General features: G+C 50.7%; 36 protein-coding genes. 9 read left to right on the top strand and 27 right to left on the bottom strand.

All coding sequences use genetic code 11. From position 1 onward, the window contains the following. Positions 1-256 precede the first annotated feature (256 nt). From ftnA to BEI65_RS05425, 4 genes are all read left to right on the top strand, one after another. A complete protein-coding gene (gene ftnA, locus BEI65_RS05440) occupies positions 257-775 on the top strand; it encodes a non-heme ferritin (RefSeq protein ID WP_099062464.1) in 519 nt (172 codons plus the stop codon). A 321-nt stretch (positions 776-1,096) separates the two neighbouring features. Next, complete coding sequence (gene yobA, locus BEI65_RS05435; RefSeq protein ID WP_012006367.1) at positions 1,097-1,480, top strand: CopC domain-containing protein YobA; 384 nt, start codon at positions 1,097-1,099, stop codon at positions 1,478-1,480. 3 nt (positions 1,481-1,483) lie between these two features. Further along, positions 1,484-2,365 carry a copper homeostasis membrane protein CopD gene (gene copD, locus BEI65_RS05430; protein WP_099062463.1) on the top strand — a complete coding sequence of 294 codons (882 nt, stop codon included), beginning with the start codon at positions 1,484-1,486 and terminating at the stop codon, positions 2,363-2,365. Between the two features lie 69 nt (positions 2,366-2,434). Then, entirely contained in the window at positions 2,435-2,776 is a 342-nt protein-coding gene (locus tag BEI65_RS05425) for a YebY family protein (RefSeq protein WP_099062462.1), read from the top strand. A 314-nt stretch (positions 2,777-3,090) separates the two neighbouring features. Here BEI65_RS05425 and BEI65_RS05420 read toward each other — a convergent pair whose 3' ends face one another. From BEI65_RS05420 to BEI65_RS05310, 24 genes are all read right to left on the bottom strand, one after another. Beyond that, on the bottom strand, positions 3,091-4,176 hold the full coding sequence (locus tag BEI65_RS05420; protein WP_099062461.1) for a tyrosine-type recombinase/integrase: 1,086 nt from the start codon (positions 4,174-4,176) through the stop codon (positions 3,091-3,093). Further along, complete coding sequence (locus BEI65_RS05415) at positions 4,151-4,420, bottom strand: excisionase (RefSeq protein WP_099062460.1); 270 nt, start codon at positions 4,418-4,420, stop codon at positions 4,151-4,153. Before BEI65_RS05415 ends, BEI65_RS05420 begins: the two co-directional genes overlap by 26 nt. 122 nt (positions 4,421-4,542) lie before the next feature. Further along, positions 4,543-5,298, bottom strand: coding sequence for a DUF551 domain-containing protein (locus tag BEI65_RS26730; RefSeq protein ID WP_157765429.1), 756 nt, complete (start codon positions 5,296-5,298; stop codon positions 4,543-4,545). Beyond that, positions 5,295-5,642 carry a hypothetical protein gene (locus BEI65_RS05405; RefSeq protein ID WP_099062459.1) on the bottom strand — a complete coding sequence of 116 codons (348 nt, stop codon included), beginning with the start codon at positions 5,640-5,642 and terminating at the stop codon, positions 5,295-5,297. Before BEI65_RS05405 ends, BEI65_RS26730 begins: the two co-directional genes overlap by 4 nt. After that, entirely contained in the window at positions 5,643-6,068 is a 426-nt protein-coding gene (locus tag BEI65_RS05400) for a hypothetical protein (protein ID WP_099062458.1), read from the bottom strand. It lies immediately after the preceding gene. Beyond that, positions 6,068-6,247 (bottom strand): hypothetical protein, encoded by a 180-nt coding sequence (locus BEI65_RS26725; RefSeq protein WP_157765428.1) that lies wholly within the window; start codon positions 6,245-6,247, stop codon positions 6,068-6,070. The genes BEI65_RS05400 and BEI65_RS26725 overlap by 1 nt, the downstream gene beginning before the upstream one ends. 2 nt (positions 6,248-6,249) lie before the next feature. Beyond that, positions 6,250-6,465 (bottom strand): hypothetical protein, encoded by a 216-nt coding sequence (locus BEI65_RS26720; RefSeq protein WP_157765427.1) that lies wholly within the window; start codon positions 6,463-6,465, stop codon positions 6,250-6,252. Next, on the bottom strand, positions 6,458-6,883 hold the full coding sequence (locus BEI65_RS05395) for an HNH endonuclease (protein WP_099062457.1): 426 nt from the start codon (positions 6,881-6,883) through the stop codon (positions 6,458-6,460). The genes BEI65_RS26720 and BEI65_RS05395 overlap by 8 nt, the downstream gene beginning before the upstream one ends. After that, on the bottom strand, positions 6,876-7,601 hold the full coding sequence (locus BEI65_RS05390) for a DNA cytosine methyltransferase (RefSeq protein ID WP_198404404.1): 726 nt from the start codon (positions 7,599-7,601) through the stop codon (positions 6,876-6,878). Before BEI65_RS05390 ends, BEI65_RS05395 begins: the two co-directional genes overlap by 8 nt. Next, a complete protein-coding gene (locus tag BEI65_RS05385; RefSeq protein ID WP_099062456.1) occupies positions 7,588-8,250 on the bottom strand; it encodes a morphogenetic protein in 663 nt (220 codons plus the stop codon). The genes BEI65_RS05390 and BEI65_RS05385 overlap by 14 nt, the downstream gene beginning before the upstream one ends. Next, positions 8,247-8,426, bottom strand: coding sequence for a hypothetical protein (locus BEI65_RS05380; RefSeq protein ID WP_099062455.1), 180 nt, complete (start codon positions 8,424-8,426; stop codon positions 8,247-8,249). The genes BEI65_RS05385 and BEI65_RS05380 overlap by 4 nt, the downstream gene beginning before the upstream one ends. A 39-nt stretch (positions 8,427-8,465) precedes the next feature. Next, on the bottom strand, positions 8,466-8,762 hold the full coding sequence (locus tag BEI65_RS05375; protein WP_099062546.1) for a DNA-binding protein: 297 nt from the start codon (positions 8,760-8,762) through the stop codon (positions 8,466-8,468). Between the two features lie 67 nt (positions 8,763-8,829). Beyond that, positions 8,830-9,165: a hypothetical protein gene (locus BEI65_RS05370; protein ID WP_099062454.1), complete on the bottom strand. Its 336-nt coding sequence runs from the start codon at positions 9,163-9,165 to the stop codon at positions 8,830-8,832. 10 nt (positions 9,166-9,175) lie between these two features. Next, positions 9,176-9,988, bottom strand: a complete 813-nt coding sequence (locus BEI65_RS05365) for a hypothetical protein (RefSeq protein WP_099062453.1) — start codon at positions 9,986-9,988, stop codon at positions 9,176-9,178. 20 nt (positions 9,989-10,008) lie between these two features. Then, a complete protein-coding gene (locus BEI65_RS05360) occupies positions 10,009-10,431 on the bottom strand; it encodes a hypothetical protein (RefSeq protein ID WP_099062452.1) in 423 nt (140 codons plus the stop codon). A gap of 1 nt (position 10,432) precedes the next feature. Further along, the gene (locus BEI65_RS05355; protein ID WP_099062451.1) at positions 10,433-11,584 is read right to left on the bottom strand and encodes a hypothetical protein; all 1,152 of its coding nucleotides are present in this window, start codon (positions 11,582-11,584) and stop codon (positions 10,433-10,435) included. A gap of 41 nt (positions 11,585-11,625) precedes the next feature. Further along, positions 11,626-13,218, bottom strand: a complete 1,593-nt coding sequence (locus tag BEI65_RS05350; protein ID WP_099062450.1) for a YqaJ viral recombinase family protein — start codon at positions 13,216-13,218, stop codon at positions 11,626-11,628. Then, the gene (bet, locus tag BEI65_RS05345) at positions 13,205-14,044 is read right to left on the bottom strand and encodes a phage recombination protein Bet (RefSeq protein ID WP_099062449.1); all 840 of its coding nucleotides are present in this window, start codon (positions 14,042-14,044) and stop codon (positions 13,205-13,207) included. The genes BEI65_RS05350 and bet overlap by 14 nt, the downstream gene beginning before the upstream one ends. A gap of 294 nt (positions 14,045-14,338) precedes the next feature. Further along, a complete protein-coding gene (locus BEI65_RS05340) occupies positions 14,339-14,671 on the bottom strand; it encodes a hypothetical protein (protein ID WP_099062448.1) in 333 nt (110 codons plus the stop codon). 64 nt (positions 14,672-14,735) lie between these two features. Further along, positions 14,736-14,999, bottom strand: a complete 264-nt coding sequence (locus BEI65_RS05335; RefSeq protein WP_099062447.1) for a KTSC domain-containing protein — start codon at positions 14,997-14,999, stop codon at positions 14,736-14,738. 187 nt (positions 15,000-15,186) lie between these two features. Next, positions 15,187-15,669, bottom strand: coding sequence for a hypothetical protein (locus tag BEI65_RS05330; RefSeq protein ID WP_099062446.1), 483 nt, complete (start codon positions 15,667-15,669; stop codon positions 15,187-15,189). Positions 15,670-15,714: 45 nt separating this feature from the next. Then, positions 15,715-16,107: a hypothetical protein gene (locus BEI65_RS05325; protein ID WP_198404403.1), complete on the bottom strand. Its 393-nt coding sequence runs from the start codon at positions 16,105-16,107 to the stop codon at positions 15,715-15,717. Positions 16,108-16,415: 308 nt separating this feature from the next. Next, the gene (locus BEI65_RS27380) at positions 16,416-17,111 is read right to left on the bottom strand and encodes a helix-turn-helix transcriptional regulator (protein ID WP_369804749.1); all 696 of its coding nucleotides are present in this window, start codon (positions 17,109-17,111) and stop codon (positions 16,416-16,418) included. Positions 17,112-17,230: 119 nt separating this feature from the next. Next, complete coding sequence (locus tag BEI65_RS05310) at positions 17,231-17,494, bottom strand: hypothetical protein (protein ID WP_099062442.1); 264 nt, start codon at positions 17,492-17,494, stop codon at positions 17,231-17,233. Between the two features lie 137 nt (positions 17,495-17,631). Here BEI65_RS05310 and BEI65_RS05305 point away from each other — a divergent pair, with 137 nt between their 5' ends. Continuing rightward, complete coding sequence (locus BEI65_RS05305) at positions 17,632-17,811, top strand: hypothetical protein (RefSeq protein WP_099062441.1); 180 nt, start codon at positions 17,632-17,634, stop codon at positions 17,809-17,811. 191 nt (positions 17,812-18,002) lie between these two features. Here BEI65_RS05305 and BEI65_RS05300 read toward each other — a convergent pair whose 3' ends face one another. The 3 genes from BEI65_RS05300 to BEI65_RS05290 form a co-directional block, all read right to left on the bottom strand. Then, the gene (locus BEI65_RS05300) at positions 18,003-18,206 is read right to left on the bottom strand and encodes a hypothetical protein (RefSeq protein ID WP_099062440.1); all 204 of its coding nucleotides are present in this window, start codon (positions 18,204-18,206) and stop codon (positions 18,003-18,005) included. A 285-nt stretch (positions 18,207-18,491) separates the two neighbouring features. After that, positions 18,492-19,199: a hypothetical protein gene (locus BEI65_RS05295; RefSeq protein WP_099062439.1), complete on the bottom strand. Its 708-nt coding sequence runs from the start codon at positions 19,197-19,199 to the stop codon at positions 18,492-18,494. Between the two features lie 27 nt (positions 19,200-19,226). Beyond that, positions 19,227-19,904 carry a S24 family peptidase gene (locus BEI65_RS05290; RefSeq protein WP_099062438.1) on the bottom strand — a complete coding sequence of 226 codons (678 nt, stop codon included), beginning with the start codon at positions 19,902-19,904 and terminating at the stop codon, positions 19,227-19,229. A gap of 95 nt (positions 19,905-19,999) precedes the next feature. Here BEI65_RS05290 and BEI65_RS05285 point away from each other — a divergent pair, with 95 nt between their 5' ends. The 4 genes from BEI65_RS05285 to BEI65_RS05265 all read left to right on the top strand — a co-directional run bounded on the left by BEI65_RS05285 (position 20,000) and on the right by BEI65_RS05265 (position 22,344). Next, positions 20,000-20,239, top strand: a complete 240-nt coding sequence (locus BEI65_RS05285) for a hypothetical protein (RefSeq protein WP_099062437.1) — start codon at positions 20,000-20,002, stop codon at positions 20,237-20,239. A 21-nt stretch (positions 20,240-20,260) separates the two neighbouring features. Then, complete coding sequence (locus tag BEI65_RS05280) at positions 20,261-20,623, top strand: hypothetical protein (protein ID WP_048762156.1); 363 nt, start codon at positions 20,261-20,263, stop codon at positions 20,621-20,623. A gap of 178 nt (positions 20,624-20,801) precedes the next feature. Next, the gene (locus tag BEI65_RS26715) at positions 20,802-21,860 is read left to right on the top strand and encodes a DnaT-like ssDNA-binding domain-containing protein (RefSeq protein WP_157765425.1); all 1,059 of its coding nucleotides are present in this window, start codon (positions 20,802-20,804) and stop codon (positions 21,858-21,860) included. Beyond that, entirely contained in the window at positions 21,784-22,344 is a 561-nt protein-coding gene (locus BEI65_RS05265; RefSeq protein ID WP_157765424.1) for a replication protein P, read from the top strand. The genes BEI65_RS26715 and BEI65_RS05265 overlap by 77 nt, the downstream gene beginning before the upstream one ends. Positions 22,345-22,347: the final 3 nt, after the last annotated feature.

Genomic DNA, 22,347 nt, shown 5'->3' with positions numbered 1-22,347 from the left:
AGGTTATTTATTACTCCAATAGCAATGCAATTTATTTATTATTTTAAATAAGAATGATTCGCCTTTTGATTAAATATACAGATGTAAATGGTTATCATAATAATTTAAATGAATAATTAATGTTTTTATAACTCATTGATTTTTAATTTATTTAAAATTAAATCGATAGTGATGTGAATCAAGTGTGTTTATTTTGTTTTCACCAAGGCATAATGCGGAAAATTAAATTGATACCTGCAAAATAAAAGGAATAATTATGCTGACGCCAGAAATGACCAAAAAGCTGAATGAGCAACTGAACCTGGAGTTTTACTCCGCCAACCTGTATCTGCAAATGAGCGCGTGGTGCAGCGATAAAGGCTTTGAAGGTGCAGCTTCATTTCTTAAAGAGCATTCTCAGGAAGAGATGCAACACATGCAACGCCTGTTCGAATACCTGAGCGATACCGGTTCTCTGCCACTGTTGGGCAGCATCGCTGCACCACCGGTTGAGTTTGCCTCCCTGGCAGACGTGTTCCAGCAGACTTACGAACATGAACAACTGATTACCCGTCAGATCAACGAATTGGCACACGCGGCAATGACTGCCCACGATTACTCTACCTTCAACTTCCTGCAGTGGTATGTTGCCGAGCAGCACGAAGAAGAGAAGCTGTTCAAATCCGTGCTGGATAAACTGGCACTGGTGGGGACCAGCGGCAATGCACTGTTCTTCATTGATAAAGATCTGAAGAAAATGGGTGCGGCCGGCGAAAGCGCTAACGGTCAGGTTTAATCGCTTTTGTTAAAACCGCGTGTCGGCTTTGCCCGGTGCGCGGTTTTTTTATGCCCTGAGTTTATCGCGGTTATGCAGCGATATGTGCTACTGGATCGCAAAATGCCAGCGTTCTGCTCGACTTGCATAATGACACTCGTTATCATTTGACCCGATACGCTACAGGGATGGTAGAGAGTTAAAACAGTGGGTTACTCGCTAATCACTTCTTCTGTTTACCCGTGGCGCAATCATCTGCGGTGGGGTGGGCTGCTGATACATCGCCAAGGCGGTTAGCCTTACCCCTTATCACCCTCGATTATTGCTTTAAGGGATATCACTGTGATCGGTAAAATTCGTTCTTCTTATCGCCTGCTTTCCACTATTTTCGTGCTGTTTGTCGGCTTGTCTTCACAGCAGGCGCTTGCGCATGCTCATTTGAAAGTTGAAACGCCGGCGGCAGATGCCAGCGTGAGTCCGGCACCGAAAGTGCTGACGCTCAACTTCTCAGAAGGTATTGAGCCAAACTTTAGCGGCATTAAAATCACTGGCCCGGACAACGCCGAAGTGAAAACCGGCAAGTTGCAGCTTGATGCGAACAACAACACCCAGGTCAATCTGCCTATCGAAGGCGATCTGGCGGCCGGTAAATATAACGTCAGCTGGCATGTGGTTTCGGTCGACGGTCATAAAACCAAAGGCCAGTACAGCTTCACCGTAAACTAACCCATGAGTCTGGCGACCCTGTTTGTCCTGTGTCGCTTTGTGCACTTTGCGGCGGTGATGCTGATGTTTGGCTCCAGCCTGTTCACCGCCTTATTGTCGCCGCAGCGCCTTTCCCCGTATCTCACCCGTGATGTGCGTCCTTTGCTGGTCTCCTGCACCTGGCTTGCCGGGCTTTCTGCCGTGGCGTTGCTGGCTATTCAGGCCGGACAGATGGGTGACGGCTGGGCCGACACCTGGCGGTTGGAGGTGTGGTGGGCGGTGCTGGGCACTACCTTTGGTGAAGTCTGGCGTTGGCACCTGGGCATTTCATTACTGGCGCTGCTGAGCCTGTGGCTGGCAGAACCTCGCCGCACGCAGCTTTTGGCGCTGCTTTCCACACTGTTGCTGGTCAGCATGGCATTTATCGGCCATGCGGCAATGCATGAAGGGGCGCTGGGCGCACTGCACCGTGTTAACCATGCGTTGCACCTATTGGCAGCCGGTTACTGGTTTGGCAGTCTGCTGCCGTTGCTGGTTTGCCTGCGCTACCTGGCTCAACCACAGAGCCGCAGCGACGCAGTGACTACATTGATACGCTTCTCGCGTTGGGGCCACCTGGCGGTAGCGCTGGTGGTGTTGACCGGCGTGATTAACAGTTTGATTATTCTGGGCAGTTGGCCGCTGGATGTGGATTCTCCTTACCAGCGCCTGCTGTTGTTCAAAACCGCGCTGGTGGCGCTGATGGTGATGGTCGCATTGGCTAATCGTTACGCCATCGTCCCGGCGATGAGCAGTATGCCGCAACTGGCACAGCGAGGATTGGTGCTGGCCTGCTGGATTGAAGTGGGGCTGGGCGCGGGCGTGCTGCTGTTGGTCAGTTTATTTGCAACCTATGCGCCGGTGTAACATTGCGGCTTGCCGGATGCCCCTAAACTGCGGGAAAATTGGATCAAATAGCAACCTTAAGGCCATAACATGAAATCGGTATTACTTGGCATGACGCTGCTGGCAACCGCGACCGGTGCGCTGGCGACAGATCAACTGGTGAACATCACCAAGCTGGAATACGGCAAACAATGGGCGTTCACCAAAGAAGAGGTGACGTTGCAGTGCCGCAGTGGCGGCGCGCTGTTCGTACTCAACAACAGCACACTGATGCAATACCCACTCAATGCTGCCGCAGACGCGCAGGTGAAAGCAGGGCAGCAACGCGCTCAGCCGCTGGACGTGATCCTGCTGGATGACGCCGCCAATCCTGGCCATAAAATGAGTGTTGAGCCGTACCGTGAACGTGCCGAGAAGCTGTGCGCCAACTAATCACTTATCCGACAATGGCTTAGTTTGGGGTTAACCGGTGAAGAAAAATCATGCGGAATTAATTTCATCATGAAACTATCACTGACCGTGTGGCTGGCTGGCAAAAATAGCGCGGTAAGCTACTCTTAAAGTGCACGGCTGAACAAGCCTTGCACAAAATGCCAACTTTTAGCGCACGGCTCTCTCCCAAGAGCCATTTCCCTAGACCGAATATAGGAATCGTATTCGGTCTTTTTTTGTGTGCTTGATTTATAAGGTAAAATTAACCTATCGTCCGAAAATGTCCGAAATTTGTCCGAAATCTCATATCCGGCCTAAACCATAATCCATTCCTTTTGACGACGATCTAAGTAGTGATCTGTCATCTTAATTGACTTATGCCCGAGTAGTTTTTGCGCGAACTCTTTTCCGTATTCATCCTCATATAAACGGCCAGAAAGGCTCCGGATTTCGTGGAAAGTGGGCGGAGTTGATGTAAACGTTAGCCCGCTTAGTTTTCTGGCAGATACGAAGGCTTTTGTCAGACTATCTGGGTGCAACGCGCCGGGTTGGCGTCCGGTTTTTTTACTGCTGGAACTTATCAAAAACTCGCTATTACTTTCCTCCAGGCACCGCTTCACAACTTCACCTACAGTTTTTCCTATTGCTGACATGCGCAGCGAGAATGGAATAGAAACCAAGTTGCCTGTTTTTCCTTGAATAACCCAAAGGCGTTCATCTCTGGCATCTGTTTTCTTCAAAATGCAAATATCTTCACGACGTTGCCCGGAAATTAGGGCTAGCTCAAAACTTAACTGCATCCATGAGGGCAAGTTTTGCGCTGTGCTGTGTATTTTTTGGAACTCAGATAGAATTAACCTTTCACGCTTGACTTTATTATCTGGGACTTTAGTTGGAGTTACAGGGTTACTTGATATTATGCCATTGGAAATGGCGTTATCTATAAAATCCGATAACAGTGATCTAAGTCCAATAGCCATGGCGTTCTTACCTTGGTCAATATACGTTTTTAAAAACTCAGCGACTAACTTTGTGTTTACTTCTGTTATATCGTAACTCCCAAAGTAATTGGTTAAATATTTTATTTGTAGTTTTCGTGCTTTTAACGTGTTTTTTGATGTTGTTCTTTTTGCAATTTCAATTTCAAACTCAGCCAGCAATCCGGACATAGACTGTTTTTTTACAGAGACTAATCGTTCTAAAAGAGCCACTGGGGCAATATTCGATTCAATGAAATTATTGGCTTGTATGGCTTGAGAAATCGCGTCCTTGCGACTAATGCGGCCTAACCCTAACTCCTCACCAGTGTGCGGATTGCGCCAATAGAACGATCTCCGAGCATTCCGATACGTGAGATTATGAGGCAAATTAGCGTCATACTTTTTTGGCCTGTTTGCCATTGAGGAGCCTCTCCATCAGCGGTGATAATTTCATATTATTATCAGCAGCTATTTTCTTGGATAATCTGTAATCTTTGGGGTTTATGTAGATGGCATCCTCTCTAACTCGATAAACACGCCCATGCTTTTCGGGGGCTGGATATATATTCCCGCCTCTTGCCCAGCGCTGGAGTGTTTGTTTTGTTGGAAAGTCGCTGGTGTATATTTTATGGCTCCATTGTTCTAGTGTGAGCAACTTTGTCATTTTAGTCTCCTCAAAAAGAGAAGGGTGCAACGAAGTTACGCCCTTATTATGGTCGTTAAAGTTTTGATGTGAAGGGGCTGTGATAGGGTGTTAAAAAACTAAGCTGCGAACAGTTTTAGTATTCACTTTTTGACTTTTGGCGCTGCTGGTAATGACATCCAGTGGGTCACTATAATTTCATGGCGCAGGGCTGGAGATTCATCAAGGCTTGTCAGTGTCGCGTCCTGCATCCATAGATCCCCGTCGTAAAATCCGTTATAATTACTCGCGCAGCAATCTACTCCGCCATGCGCTCCGGCTGCGAAATATAAAACAGGTTCATAAGGTTCTGGCATCCGATCTTTGCAGGCTATCCAACCTCCGGAATTTCCGGAGAGTTCAGCTTGCCCCACCCCCTGGCTAACAGGTTGAGCCAGCATTGCGGCGCGGCAGGCGTTATAAACAAACGTCTCTGCATCCGCTATGGAGTCATCATCAGCAGCGCTACAGTCAATAAGGCGGTCAACTATCAGATCTGTCAGTGCGCTAATATCCGGCACTGCTGTCGCACCTGTAAACTCTGGGTTTACAACTGGCGCTGGCAGGGCGGTGAATACTGGCTCTCCCATGCGATGCTCACCTTGAGCCTCCTTAACCAGGTGGTCGTTTACTCTTTCCAAATGACGGACCTTACCCTCAGCCTCCAGCGCCCGGCGTTTCCAGATGGATAAATCTTCGCGCGCTCCCTGATATGCGTCGCCATACTCAGCCACTGGCTGCGCCCCCCGGTTAGCCAGGAGTTCGGCAGCCATCGCTACAGATTCATCATCTTGGGTGCAAGTAAATGCGTTTCCCGATGCGATTTCGCGCAGCCTCTCAGTCGTTAGTGTCTGTGTCATGCTTCCTCCTGCGGCTCGCCTGGTATCGCTAACCAGTGAGTAATGTTCACGTCCTCATGGTTCAGTCCGTCAATTTGGAATGACCACTGCCACGCGCCGGCATCTCCCCCTCCCATGAGGTGCCACGGTGACCGCCAGCCGAGTAGCCAGCCCTCGCCATTGGCATCAAACAGCAGCGTGGTTTTGTTTGCCTGGGGTAGACCATTAGCGACTAAATTAAGCCGCTCATTGACCGCATCCCGCCACGCTACGGAAACCAGCCTGCCGCCATGTACCTGGGTAGCTGCGCCGACCACTGGTTCTTTGCCATCTTCATATTCAACAACGAAAGTTACCTTGCTCATCTACTCATCCCCCACTGTGAAGCCAGCAGCGCGAAGAGACCGCTCAACATCCCGGTAATACTTCATGTGTTGAAACCAGCCAGTTTCGTGGTAATCGTCGCTGCGGATGTCGGGCAACCGCACCGGCGTAGCCAGCCGCTTTTCTGCCTCCTTGAGTGCGGCGGAGACTTCCCGCCAACTCTCCCGGCACGCTTCCAGCATGTCCCAATCTGGATTAAAGTTTGCTAATTGCGATAACTGCTCTTTGAGGAATGCATTGCTTTTCTTTGACGCTTCCAGCTCTGCCAGCAGGGCGAGTACGCACTCTTGCGAGTAGAGGGGCTCAGGCTCGCCGACATAAACCTGCGCTTCTTCTTCTGAATGGCACAGGATGCCTTTAACTTCCCACGCCACCGGCTTGCTCAGTTCGCTCAGCTTATTGTCCATCACTCGTCATCCTCATCATCGCGTTTAACGATATAGAACTCTTTGCAGCCACAGCGCGGGCAGGTCGAATCCTTCACCGCAACACCACTGATCGGCTTACCTTCAACCATGACGCGCTCAGAGTGCAGATGAACCAGCTTGCATTTCCTTCTGCAACATTCGTATGTGTCGTTTGCCATGCTCATAATGCTTTCTCCTGGGCTTCAGCCCACAATGCCTGAATGACTTTTGCAGCACGGCGCTGGCTGCGGGATGTCTTGGCGTGTTGCCATGAGTGTGGGTAGTTGGCGCTGTAAACCTGCCAGCGCCGGTTGCTGATGCGGTAACAGTCTTCGGGGCCTGGAGCCGATACGCAAAGCAATCTCCGCGACGCTCTGTTGCTCTTGCGCTTAGCCATGCTGTTTCTCCTGATAACTTTCAAACCAAAAAACGACCGGGGCGTCTTTCACTTCAACCAATCCGAAGCGCTCAGCGGTACGGAAATTGACGCTGTACTGCCGTGCTCTCTCCGCTTGTGCGGCTATTTGCTCGCGGAACGTCTCGAGGCTGAATGTCGTTTTGAACAGGTTGCACGGCGCACACGCCGGGTTTAGGTTCTCGATGCAATCGCGGTTTTCGTGCCAGACCTTGCCGGTGGCTTTCAGTTTGAATAAGCCTTTGGCTTTCGCCGCCATGTCCTGCTCTGATTCACGCATCACCGGTTCCACATGGTCGGCATGCCAGCCTTTTTCTGGCAGTGGGCAGCCACAGTAAGCGCACCGGCCGCCAAACTTCTCCCGCAATTCTGCGCGCTGCGACTTGGTCAGCTTAGCCATGCTGGGCCTCCTTCGAATTAGCCTCAAACACCGCCTGAGCAAACCCCCTCGGAGTCGCGCTGCGAATGTTCTTTGTTCTGGTTGACTTGCCACCACATAGACGCCAGCCTGGGTTATCTTTCTGTTCTGGCGCGATGTGCCGCGTTTTTGGTTGGCGAAAGCCGTTTCCGCACCAGATATTTGTCGTCTTGTTGTAGCGGTCTCGCCCAGGGTAAATCTCCGGGTAAAGCGGGTGCTCATCACACTCAGGCAAATAACCAGCGTAATGACACGGGTGGAATGCGAAATCAGGCTTTCGATAGATGCTGGACAGGACTCCAACCGGGTTTTCGAAAGCCCAAGGCGCTCCGGTGATGACACCAACGATGCGAACCAGGTCAGCAAGCTCTGCGGCTTCAATCTGGAACATCGGGTTAGCCTGGCGTTTTGCTTCGAAGTGGCGAGCACCTGCAACGGTCAGATCGGTACACTCCGGGAATCCGAACACCATCACCACGCCATCGCCCACCAACTCAGAGATTTGTTTCGCTTGCGCAATCTTCTCCTCTGCCTTAAACCACATACCAACCTTCACCAAATTACCCTCGCGATTGATGCCTGGTTCATGCTGTCCATCGAAACACCAGCACTCATAGCCTGCATCAAGCCAAGGTTTTGCCATCAGACCGGTGAAGTCGTAGAGGAAGATTGCCTTTGGCTTCAGTTCATTTGCTGGCATCACGCACCTCCACAGGCTTGAACTCGATCACCCATACCCAGGGATTAGCGCTCCAGCTTTCTTCGCCGTAGATTGATCGCCACAACTTAGAGAACCCAACACGATAAAGTGCCTCTGGCGGCGTGATGATGTGCTGTGATGGCGTTGCCCCCTCAGCGCGTGCATCCTCTTCGCTGATATCGTTCAGTCGCTCAACGCGCACCGCGGTGATTTCCAGCAGGATTCGGGATGCCCAGCGCGGCATGTGGATTGACGGCTTCCAGCCGTAGCGCAGGTTGTCGTCTGCGTCGTAATATTCCGGCGTCTTACCGCCATCAGCGCGATACTCGCAGAATTCCGGCCGTTCAAATTTGGAGGTGTCTTCGAGATACGCCTCCATTTGGTCGAAGTTGAAGAGTGGCCCTTGATATGCCTCCCTCACCCACAGCCGATCGCCTCGCAAGCCATATGGGCAGGCAACACGCATTTCTTCGTTACGAACCATAGTCCGTGCTGCATCGAATGGTATTTCATAGCCAGGCTTGCCAAATTCGCGCTCGGAAGGGATAACTGTCGGCTGAACCTTCATAACCCGCCTCGTCTGGGTTTTGCGTCCGTCGAGTAGGGCGCGGACCATTTCGCCGTTAAAGATGGTAGGGCGCTCTTTCATTCGGCCTCCGACATCAGGGCGACAGCATCAATCGGCTGGCAGGTATAATCAGCCGCCGGTAGCTTTCGATCTTCAATATCAAGATGACAATTCACTTCGTTCGGGTAGATATACCCATCAAATCGGTAACACTCAGGCTGCCCGCTCAGACAGAGCAGGAAGAAAAGTCCGTACATAGGGATCCTTAGCCGCGCTGGTATGCGGCGAGAGGGGAATTAGTAAATGTAATTTCCGATGGATATGGGGTTGATACCGAGTTTTTCAGCGATGTGACATGGACGAACGCCCGCAGAGTAAAGCTGTCTGGCAAGCTCAATATCTTCTTGGGAGTACTTTGCACTGTGATGGTAATCACCACGTTTTTGCAGGCTGATATGAAGCTTGCTAGCTCTGCTGATAACAGCTTCTTTTGTTCGTCCGATCAGCAAGCCAATATCTTCAGCCGTAAGGCTGGTGGCGTATTTCCGAAGTATTTTTATCTCGTACTCTTGCCACTTAGGGAATTTTTGCATGAATCCTCCATGCCTGGTGCGGGCTATTTGCGCCGCCCCCATACCGCCGCGCGTCCCTGTTCGATTTTCATGGCGTTGGCTCGATATCCCCGCCATGCTCTTCCATCGCTGCTTTCAAAATTGGAATGGCTTCTGCCCACGGTACGGAGATTGCTTTCTCTATCGCTCTAAACAGGCCGACGGCATCGCATTCCCAACTTTCAGCGGTGCTGTGCCAGCCGTTTTCATCCTCCAATTCACTTTCCAGTTCGCCTATTCGGCACTCGTATTCCTCACGAAGATCAGCATCAACGTCGCCACGTACACGATGCTTGATGACTTCAATCACCTCTTCCATGGTGAGAATGCCCAGTAGTTGATCTGGCGGAGTGTTGCTGAACTTTAAGGCGAGTACCTGAGACATAGGGCCCCCGTTAGTATTCGTGGTGCGGGTAAGTCATCTCGTCGGCGTCTGGAATTTGATCCATCACCAAGAAACTGCCACCGTAGTACAGCGCCTGGATCAGCTTATCGAAATGGCTGTAGGCACTGATTACTTTTTTGCCCAGCACGTCGCTGCCCACGTGTCCAGCATACAACTCGTAAGCCTGGTAGCCTTCGTGCATGAGTGGCGTGCTCTTTCCGTTTTTGCGATGTTTTTGCGGTGAGAATGCAAGGTAGAAATCGCAACGGTACGCGCAGTCGAGCCTTTTCCCGTAAACGCTGTTGCCTTGTGATTCAGGATGCAGGCCGACGCGAAAATATCCGTCCATATCATCGCTTTCTTCATAGAAGACCTGAGGGCGTTCCCATTGCTCTTCGGCGGCTGGCTCTTCGTTGCCTTCGATAAACGCCTTCCACAGATCAGAAGCCTTGATGAACTTGGGGATGGCTTGGTCGGTGGTGAATTCTTTCACCAGATCCAGCACGCGCTGCTGCATATCATTCTGGATGCCGGAAGCAGCCCATTGCTCACGTACTGAGTTGATAACCATCGAGTTGTAGCTTGGCAGGTCAACCACTTCGGAAATATTGGTGGGTAGCGCCGCCTTGAATGCATCGCTCAGCAGCTTACCGAAATCACCGTATGACCTGAATGTTTCACCAACCAGGTCTTTGAACATCTTTTCGATGCCCTGGTCGATCATTTCCACGGCCTTGTCGCTGGCGGCAAAATTCACACAGCGCTGGGTGAGCAAAGCTGAAAGGGTTAATTCAGGTTGTTGGTTATTTTTTACATCGGTCATTGGTCAGTCCTTAATGGTGGTTAAACTTCGCGGGAAAGGCGGCTCAGGATCTCTTGCTTCGACGGGATCCGGATCTGGTGGGCGAGCATCCACGCTTTGCGCTGTGTCTGCGTTTTGTGCTCCAACATTTTTCGGATATCTGGCACTGGGATGCCGGTATCGCCGGATATCGTGTGCTCGTTGTGTCCCGAGCGGTGGAACTGGTAAACAGCCAGCATGACTGTTGATGAATAGCGCTGGCGCACGCCGATGTTCACCGAGTCAAATTTGCGCTTGGCCGGCGGCAGGCCGTTACCCTGATATATGGGCTTGGGCTCATGTTGGTATGGCATGCCGCTGCGGATCGCGGCGCGGGCGCGCATTCGCCAGATGATCACTGCGATATAGCAGCACTTATCGTCCTCGGGCTTGTAGATTTTGCCGTAGTTCAGCTCTTCATCCATCTCAGGCCGCCTTCTGCTTATCTTCGGTTTCCCACTCTTTCACCGTTTTGATGCACGCGGCGTGCACCTGGCGCGCGGTGGTGATGCCAAAGCCTTTAACAGTTTCGGAGAGCTCTTCCGGGGTAAGGCTGGCGACGGCATAAAGCGAGTGCATGCCGGAGGCATTAAGCAAATCCAGCCACTGGGGTTTTAACTGAGGCAACGAGCTAAGCGGGATACCCTCAGCCCATTCAGCGCGGTGGACAAGGTGAGGGTGGCTACGTGCCAGTAGTTCGCTAATCCGGGTACAAATCGCTGAACCAAGTTCTTCCGGCCAAGCCTGCTTGAAAACGTCCAGCGTTGGGTAACGTGGGCGGCACCATTCGGTCACTGAGACGATGACGCCGATCCCGGTGTTGGTGCGTACTTCAATGTGCCAGTCGATATCCTGCAGGATCTGCAACTGCACATCTCGGTCATCGGAGCCGAACGATAAGCGCCAACCGAAGGTGTAAAAATAAAAGTGGATGCCGCTGCCGTCGCTGGCGCGGTACCAGACTGGCGCCACGTCGCCATCGATGTTTTGCAGGCGTGACTGCAATTCCCCAACGGTATCTTCCAGCACTGAATTGCGGTGCGCGGCTTGAGCAAGCGACGTTTTTAGATCTGCCGCTTCGCCGCGGGCTTTCCGCATTTCCGCTTTTTGTTGGTCGAGCAATTGCACCTTGAATTTCAGATCTTCTTTCAGCCTGGCGATCTGTTTTTGCAGTGCCTGCGGGTTGAGAGATTTGAGGGCGTTATTGTCTTTGGCGAGCAGGCTGTTATCACTGGTGAGCTGCTTCACTCTGGCGCGCGCTATCTCTGAGTTGGCATTGGCCTCTTTGGCGATAACGTTCTGTTCATCCAGTTGATCCTGCAGGCTGGTGATCTGCAGTTGCTTCGTGGTGATGTCGGCTTGTAGCGCATCAAGCTTGTCGAGTAGTTCGTTAAATTCATCGACATCGGTATTGTGCTGCTCGATACACAGGGACTGTGCTTGGTTTAGCAAAACGCCAGCGCTCTCAACGGAGCGCTGCGCCGTCCCTGTGGTCTGTTCGGTAGCAAAGTCGAGCTGCGCCCGAACGGGGCGCAGGGCTGATTCCAACACGCTGGCAACGGTTGTTGTGGTAATCATGGGTGTTCCTTATGCGGGCCTGCTGGCGCAGGTTGCTTCGATTAAACGTTGGCGGAGATGTGGCGAATGCGACCGGCGATGATTGCAGGGATGAGTTGGTTTAACGCTGCAGCGCTGATTTTGATGCCTTCGGCGGTCAGATCGGCTTTAACATCATTGATGACTTCCGTGATGCTCATACCTGCTGACTTTAACTCTTCAGTGGCCACTGCCGGAGCGCCGCCCAATGTGTCGGGATAATTGAACGCTGCAGCGGAGTGAAGCGGGGCATTAGCAACTGGTTCCGGTTCCGCAACGGGAGCCGCCTTTGCCGCCTGCGCTGCTGCGGCCGCCTGCCGTTCCCGCTCAATACGCTCGTCATCAAGTTTCTTCTGGTTGCTGATACGCTGTTCAATCAGTAGTTTCAGGTGTTCGCTGTCGTTTCCGACGAGCTGGTTGATATCGGCAAACAGGGATTTAAAGGCTGGCTCAATCGCATCGAACAGCTTTAGATTCGCCTGGTATTTATCACTGATCTGATTGGCCTCGATCTTAGCGCGTGCTAACTCATCGTTGGCGGCCCCTTGCAATGATGTCAGGGTTTTCTTTCCCTTAATGGCGGTAACAAAGTCCGCTACTATGGCCGGCAGACGTACAACGCCGAGCTGGACGTTTAACGCGCTGATGTGCTCATTCAGTGCCGTTTTTGCCTTGCTAACGATTTCAGCGCGGAGCTCATCTTTACGCGACTTCACCAGCCTTGTGAGTTCCAAGCGCTTGGCGCGCATCGCTTCACGCAGGGTGTCGATCGTGCGGAATAGTTCGTCAATTGGCGCGGTTTGTGACAGTGCTTGCTTCTTAATAAGATCGAGCTCGCTTTCTGCTTTGTCGCAAAACTTCACAGTTTCTTCCGCGTCGGCGAAGTCCTGATCCGTGACGAGGTTCGTATTGATTGACTCGATGAATGCCAGTGCCTTCCCTTGGTAAACAGTCAGATTTGACTGCTTAACCGCGCCTTCAATCTCTACCATCAGTGCCGGTAGGCGCATGATGGCTTTGCCTTGTGGTACTTCCTTCGCGGTATTGGGTTCGAAGTTTTCCAGATCCTGCCTGAACTGCTGCCAACCTGCGACCAACGCTTCAACACGCCCCGGTACTGGGGTGTATTCCATCGAGACAAAGTTTTCTTCGGTGCCATCGGAACAAACGAAAATTACGCGGTCTGCGCCACTCACTAACAGTTGCTGTTCCAACTGCCAGTAATATTCCGGCGGCAACTCCTGCTGCCGAACGGCTTCTGCTAGGCTGGCATTCCACATTTTGTGTTCGAACAGCGTGTCTTCCATCATGGTCATGCCATCGAACGAGGCTAATAAATAGTCATCAACAGCGGTCGCCGGATAAAGTTCGTCGCCGATCATGCTCTCGACGATGACACGCGCGGCTGCCTCTTGCTGGTGGCCCTTGTCGAAAAGGTTGGTCTGCACCCAATCGCTGATCTCGCGTTCCGTGCCGGTGGCTTTCATGCTCAGCAATTCGTCGCGGCGCATTTTGCTGGACGCGGCCATCATCACTGGCGCTTCGCTGGCGGTGAAGTGTTTGGCACGCAGCGCGTGCCATTCAGCAGAACCCTGCTGTACGTTAATGATTTGCATCGATAGGCTCCAATTTACGGATAGCTTCAATTTGAACTTCTGAAAGGGTGAATTTGGTGCTGACGGTGGCGATCACTGCCTCAGCTTTTTTGTTGCCGGTCTCGATCATCTTTTGCCAGCCGGGAAGGTTTGCACTGAACTTGTCCGCCGGGTAATGTGGCAGCGTCAGCGGCGCCTGGGTTTCTTTGTGGGGCGTCACATCCTTGGCGTCGTTGATATCCAGTGATTTACCTTCCATTTCTTCCGCCGTTGGTTGCTGGCCGTTTTCAGGCCACCCCTTACGAAGTGCCTGAGCTTCTGCACATTTCACTAACTGAGCGTAAGGGCGTTTTTTCCACATTACATTTGGTGCAAGACTGTCCCGACCCGCCGTTGCATAGTTTTCGAGCCAGTATTCTTTTGCGTGATATTCCACGATTTTTCCGTTGGGTCGCTCTTTTAAAACTGTGTATTGGCACCACGCCGGGAAAGTGATTTCTACACCACCAAGCGTTTGAGTTACGTCAGGCCCGAACTCGGGTTCTTTGTCGCCAGCATGATTACCTGAGCGCTCAGCCTGAATACGGTAGAGGCCAATGCCGGGCATCACTACGTCGCGCCATTCGTTTTTGCCTGATTGCGCATCCTTGACGCTCATCGGCACCAAGTGAACCGGCTTCATCAGCGGATCTAACTGTCGGGCAACGCAATAACTGACAGCCATCACAACAGAGTCATCCCGCGCGCCGGGGTAGATGGAGTTTTTCAGCGCGTTCCAGGTGGGCTCATCGATCCCCATGGCGGCGACTGATTGCGGCAAAGTGCCGGTTGTTATCATGTTGCTCATTGGTCGGGCCTCATGGAGTGACGAATAGATAAGCGGAAAACGCTGAGCACGGCGACGCAGGCTTTAAGCGGGTGGCGGCGGTGCTTGAATTGGTGAATATTGTGGCTGCCGATCCGGTGTTGGTACTGGAGCTGTTGGATAGGGTTATGGGTCATGGTATTCTCCGTGTTGATCGGGGGTGGTTCCCCGGTCAGCTAGCTGGTGGCCTTGGTCATTGGCCAGTCCTTATGATTTGCGGTTTGGTCGCCGCATTTCGGGATAGCCCCGCTTGCGGGGCTTTTCTCGTTTATGGGGCTAGTGAATTTCGTGCAGTTCCGGACCGCGTGCAGCTTCCAGCTCCATTGCTCGTTCGGCTTTCGCGATCCGGGTGAGGATTTCGGTTTGCACCGAGTAAAGGTATTCCTCCATATCAGGCGACTCGGTCAGTGCAACAAGAGGGCGCTTGTCTAACCCCGCGATGTGACAGCGTTCCGCAATCAGTTTTTGAAACACTGATACCCGCAGGGTTTTCCGCATCCCATCAATACGCCCATCAAGCAGCGCTTTCTCGTTGGGATCCGCCGCTAACGTGCGGTCATACTGTTCCAGCGTTTCTTCAACCATCCGCTGATAGTTGTATTCGCACATGCACACCTCCAATCAGTGAACTTACTCATGCGCCAGCAACCTGGCGCATGGTGAAAGCACGCTGTTATTCGTCATCCTTCTTTTCATTGATGCGCTGGAACGGGAAACGCTCGGTATCTGCTTTGATGTGCTTGTAGAAATGGGATCCGACGGACTCCGCACCGCTGAAAGCGGCGAAGTCATCAGCCGACACGTTGCTGTAGTGGTACAGCGCCGCCGGTTCGCCGCGGGACTTGAAGCGGATTGCCAGGGTGTTGGTTGCCGCGTCGTGGCCGATGCTGTGGATCTGGGAAGAGTTAACAGGTACCAGGTTGATATTGATGGTCATGGTGGTTTCCTTCGGTTGGTGAAAAATTTGGTGGCTGATGTAGGGGCGAAAAAAAGCCCCGACGAGCGGGGCAAGAGGACTACACACAGCAATTAATTCATTCGGCTGTAGCCTGTTGTCGCGTGGACGCCCCGAAGGCACGCCAGGCCACATGCGAATGAATGCGCCCGGCAGGGCGCGGTGGGTGTTACTCAGGTAGTGTATCGGGTACAGAAGGGCGCATGAAATCTGCCCAGGCCAGAAAAACAGTGCTCGGTTCGTCTCGCCCGCAATAGCGCTTAATCACTAATCTTCCGCTATCGTCTGGTTTCAGATAGTCGTAGAACATGCCGCCTTCATCATGGTACTGACGGTAAAATCCATTTATTCCGAAGAACTCGCCATCTTCGTTAACCCAATTATCAAGCCAGCCGGGAGCACCTTCAGGGAATTCCCCGCTATCTTGGAATTCAGCCAGCTCATCATCGGTTGCAGCGGCAAGCGCATACCGCATTTCGATAACGCGGCGTTCAACTTTTTCAAGCGTCATGCTGCATTCGGCCTTACCGTCAGCGCCGAGACCTCCCCACTTTTGCGAATACTGGTAAAAATCAACCAGCCCCCACACCTTAATGTCACCGCCACGCTTAATGTCTGGCGTCTCTGTTGGTTTCTTCCAGATTGTTTCCATCGTCGTGTAACCTCTGCTGTGTAGCCCCGGCGTACCGGGGGCTTGTTACGCTACTGAATCCATCAAGAGCTCAATTCGTGTAATAGCGGCATACATTTTTCGCAGTTGTCCGTCTTTTACTCCTGCTGCTTTCATACCCCGAACCTCACCCCTCAAGGCCGCTATTGACTGGTTGAAGGCTTCTGCCTTGGCTTTAGCTATCTCTTTATTAAAATTCCTTCGCGGTGCTTTAACTTCAGATTTGTGCCATCCAGTTCCGACAGATTTAAGTTCGGCATGTCGTACAGATTGGCGTTTAATTACTTCACTTAAATCCATCGCGAAATCCTCTGTTGTTATGTAATGGGGCATTGGTGCTTTTTGCCAAACACTCGCTTTGCCTGAATTGCTTTCGCACCACTGTGTGTTTTGTAGAAAACTGCGCGGCAGTTGTTGCAAAACAGAACTCTCAAGCCGTGACCATCAACACCCCAGCCGACGTGCTCATTTATCGCTTTCATCGTGAAATTCCATATATGAAGAGCACCCAGAAAAGGGCGCAAATAATGACGACTGCTGACAACCATTTGCCTCGAGTGCTCATGGGTAGCTCCTGGCTGAACAGCCTTATTTATGTGTCAAAGAGGAAAAAACTTATGCAGATAATTCCTTGAGCTTTGCTGCTACTTTTTCAAGGGTGCTCATGCAATCCATCATTTCATCGAATTTTCGCTGAATCGCACCTACCGCTTGTAATACCTCCAATTTCACAGGAGCAAGTTTTTTGTTGAATAAGTCGTTTTCATTGGCGTGCTTTTCAGCTTTTTCTGCAGCTTTAGTAACTCTTCGGCTTGTTTGCGGAGTAACTCTGGTGTTGCTTTCATTTCCTGAGCCATAACTTGCTCCTTTGGCTTGGTATCATTGAACGGCGGTTGGTTGTTAGATGCAATTTTTGGTGATGGATACAGCGGGTATTCGTGCCCAGAAATGGTCTTCGGATATCCGAAGCGCTTGTGCCGAAGCATTATCGTTGGGTATTTTGCTGAAAGTGGACGACATTCAAACATTAGGATGCTTTCTCTCGTCCGAAGGAAGTCCAGGAGGGTATTTTGTTCTTTTCGATTGAGGGCTTTGTAAGCCTCAACTTTGCTTTGCACATCAGTTAAAATCACCCCATCAGGGAACTTCTCTACGAAACTTTTAACTTCTGATGCTGCCCGCCATAACTTATTAGGCAGTGTTGATGGCGTCATCTCTACCTCATTATCTATCGGTTGCTGCTCTAGGTAAAAGCCTCGTTCAGAGAGGTTTTTATTGTTTTCTGATACCCAGCGGTCAATATCCTCAGCGATCCAGGCTACGTAACGGGGCCCAATTTTCACCGGCTCAGGAAATTTACCTAAACCCATCATTCGATAAATCCAAGCTTTTTTATAACCAGTAATTTCGAGTACCGTTGAAATTCTGATTAATTTTTGTTTTTTTCTCTTTCATCCTCGATCTCGATTAGCGCCATGCGCTAAAAATTAGGCGAAAAAAAAGCCGCAGCGTTAGCTACGGCTCTTAGTGTTAGGGAAGGGGCTTAGATGACGCCGCGGGGGATCCGGCTATAACCACGCATTTTCTGGCGACCGGCGGCGCTGACTTGCCCTGGTGCCAGAAGCTCACTCTCAACCGTACGGCGCTTGCGCGGCTTCGGTGGGGCTGGCATGTCCGGCATCGTTTTACAGCGAGTGAGTACCAGTGTTGTTTTTTCGATGCGGTCACTGCTGCGCTGGATACGTTCTTGCAGCTCACGATCCCGGCGGAGTTTTGCTGATTTTGCTTTTGCTTTAATCATGGTCATTGGTCAGTCCTCGGGTGGTGCTTAGTGGCGTGCGCATTTTGGTTATTAATGCTTTTTGAATGATTAGGTTGCCTGCTTTTTTCCACATCAGGCGAGGTGGTATCTTGGTGTTTCCACACAACCAAGAAGAGGTATAAATGTCTGATATTATCAACCCCCTGCGCGCACCTAGTGCGGCTGCATATCAAGCAGCCCTGGAATTAGTCAAAGCCGGAAAGATCTCTAACGCAATGATGTTTAATCAAGAATTCACTAAGGTTCTTGATCATTTTCGCGCGGAATACACACGTGTGAATTCTGACAACAAAGAGTCATAAACGCAGTTTTAACCCTTAGAGCCAGTCTTTCAGCTGGCTCTTCTGACTCACACAAAGAACGACATAGCGCCTGTGCAGCTATGATTTGTACATCTGCAGGTAACTCAGGAAATTCCATAGCTTTCTCCAAATCGTTGCTGTGGTGTCCGGTGATGCTCACCGACAAGGAAGCCGTTCGTTGGTATTGGAACTTAGACCGAGCCTGATGTTCCGTTGGTTTCGTTTACCGCGTTATCTCTGGGCAATGCAACTATACAAAGCATCAAGCCATCTTGATTCATCCGCTTATGTAGCTGTTGGAAAACGAAGTTAGGGTTCTTTTCCAACAGTTTACTTAGCTGCCGTTCCTCTTCTCCAGTAGGTTTTGGTCGAGCAGTATTCTCAGTCTTACTCATAGCATTACCTCATTCAGTGGTCTTAGTCCTACCGCCCCGAAATGGCAGCGGCAGGGTAAAAACACTTCAGGCTTAGCGATCAGTGGGCATCATCCGACTGAGTTGCGCCGCGACGGGTGCTGGATACCCTGTGTTGCTGTCGCTACCTGTTTGTTAAAGAGCAATCCCGGTTGGGATGGCTTCAATGTAAGTTTTTCTACCTTGTCGCGTCAAGTTGTTTTTGTAAGTTTTTCTACGTCGGATTTTGGAGTGAGAGGTATCCATATGATATGGAACCTCTTTGATTTATTGGAGTGGAATGCTGTTGATTGTGATCTGCGTGATTAGAAGAGTTGTGTCATTGTTCGGAGATGTGAAATTAGAAGCTAAGTCCGCATTTGCTTTTTGAATTGTACTAAGTGGGTAGTGGCGGATTTGAGCTAGCACCTCACTCATATCAGTTTTCTTGTTGTTCTTGCTTATATACGTATATATATACCAGTCAGATTCACGGATTTGTTCATTTGGCAATTTTGCAAATGCTGCATTTAAAGCTCGTTTCGCTCTCTCAGTGTGTTCTATGCCCTTCCATTCTGGCATCTTGCCCATTTCAATATAATATTTTTCAGCGAGTTGAGTTGTTTTTTCGCTGAGGGCTGGGTTAATGTTTATTTTATTTTTAAGTATATCACTGCTATTTATTACTTGTGCAATAGTTGATGGTTCTGAATATGTATTAAATTTATTGAACGAGAATACACCCATAAAAATAACGGAAAGAATCCAGAATGTTGAAATGTTGGTTCCTGCGTTTCGCCGCACTCGGTAGAGGGTTACTATCACGCAGATAGCGCTAATACCAAGGTAAGGTAGCCAGCGCAGAAGGAAGGCATTGACGTTTAACGTTCCGCGTATATGCTCAGAAACTAAAAAGAAAACGAGTGAAGCGAGTAGCGCATTAATGAGGAGTGCGGATGGGGTAATGTTCTTTGTGGGAGTGTTTTCCGTAGCCATTTTAAGCACCTGAAATTAAAGTTATAACTAAACACTTTTTACATGGGAAATTATAGTCCCGATTACTTTGTGATCTTTTTCTATTTTAACGAATTTTATTTCTGGCGGATAATCAGGGTTTAGCGATTTAAGGTATATAGCATTGTCAATGACACTAATCTGCTTGAATAAAACATCACCATTGCTTTCATTTAGCAAAATGAAAAACTTATTATTTTCTATCGTTTTAATAGAAGGATCAATAAATATTAAATCACCAACCTCAAAACGAGGAAGCATAGATTCACTGTTTACCTTCAGACAAAAGGTACCCAAATTGCATTCTTGGGGGCATGGGTAGTATTTACTAAAATCAGACTCTTTTATAACAATCTCATGATCAGGAGTTTGATCCCAATGAAGTAGTGGCGCAAGCCTGATGGCCTGCGGGAGAGAGTTACTTAAATGATCTGCTATAGAGTCTTTGTTATCAACCGGGCCTCTATTGTTTATCAACCATTCCGCGTTACATTTCAATACTTGTATCACGGCCAGCAACACCTTGTCTTTCATGCTGTCCTGCATGCCGTTCTCAATATTGCTGATCGTCACGCGTGTTAACTTCCGCTCGCCTTGCAGCGTGCGGTTGATTTCTCTCACAGCATCCTCTTGAGTCAGACCAAGCTGCTCGCGGCGCCATCTAAAACGTTCACCGAGTGTTTTCATGCGTATACGATACGGAAAACTAACGTAGGTTTCATGACGTCAATTTTCTTGCTATAAAATGTAGAATAACTTACATTCCGAGTCTGGAGGTGCCTATGACAACAACAGGCAAAACGCTGTATCAGATCCTCAAGGATAAGTACGGAAATGATAGTGGCATAGCGAAGGCATTCAGTGTTGAACGACCAACTGTTTTTACCTGGCGTAAAACTACGCCAGAAAAAATTGCTTTGCTTTGTCATATTTCCCCCGAAATTCCATATACCTACAACCCTGCGGACTACGGCCGCAACCCTGAAAATTTAAGCCTGGTTCTGACCAAACCAGCCTGTTAGCACTGAAGTAAGGACTGACCAATGACCACAATTTACCAGCCAGGCAACGGAACGGCAGGGGCTGCGATAGCCTCCGGCGTTCGCCGGGAACTGCTGTCACGCAAGAAGGTAGGCAAAAACGGCCTGCCATTCGCTGCTGTACGTGAAGACCAGATCAAAACCCGTTGGACTGAGAGCGAAGCGGTAACGATCAAAAGCGCCGCTGATGCCATGGCGTCCAACCCTGCAGTCGAAACCAACGTCGCCGCGATCCGGGGCTTCTTGGCTATGTTTGCCGAAGCTCCCGAAATGCTGGTGCACGTCCATAACGAACTGAAGGCTGCCGGCCTGCCGGTTCCCGAATGGCTTCCACCACTTCCATCAACAAAGGAGCTGCCACTATGAGCCAGCAATCAACCACGCAATCCGTAGAACTGATATCCAGCCTCATTGGTAAGAAGCTGGGCATCGCTGGGCATGAAGCCCGGCGTTTGGCTATCACAGGGACTCTGTCAGGGGTAACGCAGGCGTTTTATTCGCGGGAAAGTGACAAACATGGGGCCTCTGCTTCGAGGTCTGAGTAATGGCTATCGTAAGAACCAACCGCCAGCGTGGATTCACGATGATCGACAATGCGGCTATCGGCAATAAAACGCTGAGCTGGGCGGCTGAAGGAATGCTGCACTATCTGCTGTCCAAGCCTGATGGCTGGTCAGTCAATCCGTCTCATCTGTGGCAAGAGAAGAAGGGCGTTCGCGGCTGTGGACGTGATGCCGTTTACAAGCTGCTGAACGAACTGATCCAGGTCGGTTTTATTCACCGTTTCCAACTGCGTGACGCGAAGGGAGTGACTGACGGTTTCGACTATTTCGTCTTCGACACGCCGCAACCGCATCCTGAAATTCAGGAAGTGGATGAGCCCCAAGCGCCGCAAGGCTTGGCTCCGAATCCTGAAAATCAGGAAACGGACGAGCCACCGTATCCTGAAAATCCGTATCCTGAAATTCAGGGCATTAGTAAAGACGGATCTGTAGTAAATACTGATCTCTCTCTCTTAGGCGACGCTCAAAATTCAACCGGTGATGTGCCACCAACAAACCCACACCTGAATGCCATTCTGAACAACCGCCCACCGGCGCCGCAACCTGCACCGCAATTCGGTATGTTCCCGATGTCGCTCGACTGGGTGCCTGGTGACGACTTTAAGCAGATCGCATTTCTGTCTGGCTTAACCGTGGCTGACTTTTCCCCTGAGCTTCTGAACGAGTTCCGGATCTTCTGGACGCCGACAGGCCGGGTTTATTACCACTCCCAATGGCAGCAAAAATTCATCAGTTCACTAAAACATGAGCAATTGCGAGGACGGCGCTATGAGCGACCGCAACGGGCCGAAGCCGGTAACGGCGGCAGCAATGCTGCAGATCGCTTCAAGCAGGGACTCGCCGCAATTCAGGCCGTACAAGAAAAATACGGCTACGGCGGCGGAGCGGGAAGCGATACAGGGGATTGTCTTGACGGTGATTTTGCCCATGTATCCGATCCACTGGCCGGCATGGGTCAGCCGAATGAACACGACGGCACTCATGGAGGCGTTTGGTTCGGAGCTGACGCGGGTATTGCTACAGGAGACGATCAACCCTGAACAACTGAACTACGCCATCAGGGCAGCGCCGGGAAGAAAGTTTTATCCGTTCCCTGCACCACCGGACTGGCTGGCCATGGCGAAAGAGCTGATCGACGCGAGACTACCGACAGTGGATATCGTGATGGAGGAGTTTGACCGGTACAGCGCAAGGCGGGGCTATTTCGACAGCCCTGAAGCGTTCCGCTGGAAAGCGCCGATCCTGTACTGGATTGTCACCGATATGCGCAAGGCGATGCAGCAGTACAACCATGGCGTTGCTGAGCTGCGAAAAGTGGCAGAGAGGCTGCTCAGGCAGTGGGAAAAAAGACTACAGGACGGGGAGCGAATACCGGATCCAGTCGTCAGGCTGGGACATACCGAAATACCGATAGGTGTTGGAAAAGAGCGGGGATTGACCACCCCAGATACCGAGCAAAAAGGCGCTGCAATGCTTCAGTCAATCCGGCTGAAGGTGGCGCAAGCAAAAATTAATAAGGACTGACCA

It is taken from the genome of Serratia sp. BW106 (assembly GCF_002607755.1).
Taxonomy (GTDB): domain Bacteria; phylum Pseudomonadota; class Gammaproteobacteria; order Enterobacterales; family Enterobacteriaceae; genus Serratia; species Serratia proteamaculans.
The sequence above is the reverse complement of the archived record's forward strand: the minus strand, read 5'-3'. Positions and strand labels throughout refer to the sequence as shown.

What these genes read in the sequence shown, in the direction of transcription:
- ftnA (WP_099062464.1), top strand. Translation starts at nt 257, where the DNA reads ATGCTGACGCCAGAAATGACCAAAAAGCTGAATGAGCAACTGAACCTG.
- copD (WP_099062463.1), top strand. Translation starts at nt 1,484, where the DNA reads ATGAGTCTGGCGACCCTGTTTGTCCTGTGTCGCTTTGTGCACTTTGCG.
- BEI65_RS05425 (WP_099062462.1), top strand. Translation starts at nt 2,435, where the DNA reads ATGAAATCGGTATTACTTGGCATGACGCTGCTGGCAACCGCGACCGGT.
- BEI65_RS05420 (WP_099062461.1), bottom strand. Translation starts at nt 4,176, where the DNA reads ATGGCAAACAGGCCAAAAAAGTATGACGCTAATTTGCCTCATAATCTC.
- BEI65_RS05415 (WP_099062460.1), bottom strand. Translation starts at nt 4,420, where the DNA reads ATGACAAAGTTGCTCACACTAGAACAATGGAGCCATAAAATATACACC.
- BEI65_RS26730 (WP_157765429.1), bottom strand. Translation starts at nt 5,298, where the DNA reads ATGACACAGACACTAACGACTGAGAGGCTGCGCGAAATCGCATCGGGA.
- BEI65_RS05405 (WP_099062459.1), bottom strand. Translation starts at nt 5,642, where the DNA reads ATGAGCAAGGTAACTTTCGTTGTTGAATATGAAGATGGCAAAGAACCA.
- BEI65_RS05400 (WP_099062458.1), bottom strand. Translation starts at nt 6,068, where the DNA reads ATGGACAATAAGCTGAGCGAACTGAGCAAGCCGGTGGCGTGGGAAGTT.
- BEI65_RS26725 (WP_157765428.1), bottom strand. Translation starts at nt 6,247, where the DNA reads ATGGCAAACGACACATACGAATGTTGCAGAAGGAAATGCAAGCTGGTT.
- BEI65_RS26720 (WP_157765427.1), bottom strand. Translation starts at nt 6,465, where the DNA reads ATGGCTAAGCGCAAGAGCAACAGAGCGTCGCGGAGATTGCTTTGCGTA.
- BEI65_RS05395 (WP_099062457.1), bottom strand. Translation starts at nt 6,883, where the DNA reads ATGGCTAAGCTGACCAAGTCGCAGCGCGCAGAATTGCGGGAGAAGTTT.
- BEI65_RS05390 (WP_198404404.1), bottom strand. Translation starts at nt 7,601, where the DNA reads ATGCCAGCAAATGAACTGAAGCCAAAGGCAATCTTCCTCTACGACTTC.
- BEI65_RS05385 (WP_099062456.1), bottom strand. Translation starts at nt 8,250, where the DNA reads ATGAAAGAGCGCCCTACCATCTTTAACGGCGAAATGGTCCGCGCCCTA.
- BEI65_RS05380 (WP_099062455.1), bottom strand. Translation starts at nt 8,426, where the DNA reads ATGTACGGACTTTTCTTCCTGCTCTGTCTGAGCGGGCAGCCTGAGTGT.
- BEI65_RS05375 (WP_099062546.1), bottom strand. Translation starts at nt 8,762, where the DNA reads ATGCAAAAATTCCCTAAGTGGCAAGAGTACGAGATAAAAATACTTCGG.
- BEI65_RS05370 (WP_099062454.1), bottom strand. Translation starts at nt 9,165, where the DNA reads ATGTCTCAGGTACTCGCCTTAAAGTTCAGCAACACTCCGCCAGATCAA.
- BEI65_RS05365 (WP_099062453.1), bottom strand. Translation starts at nt 9,988, where the DNA reads ATGACCGATGTAAAAAATAACCAACAACCTGAATTAACCCTTTCAGCT.
- BEI65_RS05360 (WP_099062452.1), bottom strand. Translation starts at nt 10,431, where the DNA reads ATGGATGAAGAGCTGAACTACGGCAAAATCTACAAGCCCGAGGACGAT.
- BEI65_RS05355 (WP_099062451.1), bottom strand. Translation starts at nt 11,584, where the DNA reads ATGATTACCACAACAACCGTTGCCAGCGTGTTGGAATCAGCCCTGCGC.
- BEI65_RS05350 (WP_099062450.1), bottom strand. Translation starts at nt 13,218, where the DNA reads ATGCAAATCATTAACGTACAGCAGGGTTCTGCTGAATGGCACGCGCTG.
- bet (WP_099062449.1), bottom strand. Translation starts at nt 14,044, where the DNA reads ATGAGCAACATGATAACAACCGGCACTTTGCCGCAATCAGTCGCCGCC.
- BEI65_RS05340 (WP_099062448.1), bottom strand. Translation starts at nt 14,671, where the DNA reads ATGTGCGAATACAACTATCAGCGGATGGTTGAAGAAACGCTGGAACAG.
- BEI65_RS05335 (WP_099062447.1), bottom strand. Translation starts at nt 14,999, where the DNA reads ATGACCATCAATATCAACCTGGTACCTGTTAACTCTTCCCAGATCCAC.
- BEI65_RS05330 (WP_099062446.1), bottom strand. Translation starts at nt 15,669, where the DNA reads ATGGAAACAATCTGGAAGAAACCAACAGAGACGCCAGACATTAAGCGT.
- BEI65_RS05310 (WP_099062442.1), bottom strand. Translation starts at nt 17,494, where the DNA reads ATGACCATGATTAAAGCAAAAGCAAAATCAGCAAAACTCCGCCGGGAT.
- BEI65_RS05305 (WP_099062441.1), top strand. Translation starts at nt 17,632, where the DNA reads ATGTCTGATATTATCAACCCCCTGCGCGCACCTAGTGCGGCTGCATAT.
- BEI65_RS05300 (WP_099062440.1), bottom strand. Translation starts at nt 18,206, where the DNA reads ATGAGTAAGACTGAGAATACTGCTCGACCAAAACCTACTGGAGAAGAG.
- BEI65_RS05295 (WP_099062439.1), bottom strand. Translation starts at nt 19,199, where the DNA reads ATGGCTACGGAAAACACTCCCACAAAGAACATTACCCCATCCGCACTC.
- BEI65_RS05290 (WP_099062438.1), bottom strand. Translation starts at nt 19,904, where the DNA reads ATGAAAACACTCGGTGAACGTTTTAGATGGCGCCGCGAGCAGCTTGGT.
- BEI65_RS05285 (WP_099062437.1), top strand. Translation starts at nt 20,000, where the DNA reads ATGACAACAACAGGCAAAACGCTGTATCAGATCCTCAAGGATAAGTAC.
- BEI65_RS05280 (WP_048762156.1), top strand. Translation starts at nt 20,261, where the DNA reads ATGACCACAATTTACCAGCCAGGCAACGGAACGGCAGGGGCTGCGATA.
- BEI65_RS26715 (WP_157765425.1), top strand. Translation starts at nt 20,802, where the DNA reads ATGGCTATCGTAAGAACCAACCGCCAGCGTGGATTCACGATGATCGAC.
- BEI65_RS05265 (WP_157765424.1), top strand. Translation starts at nt 21,784, where the DNA reads ATGAACACGACGGCACTCATGGAGGCGTTTGGTTCGGAGCTGACGCGG.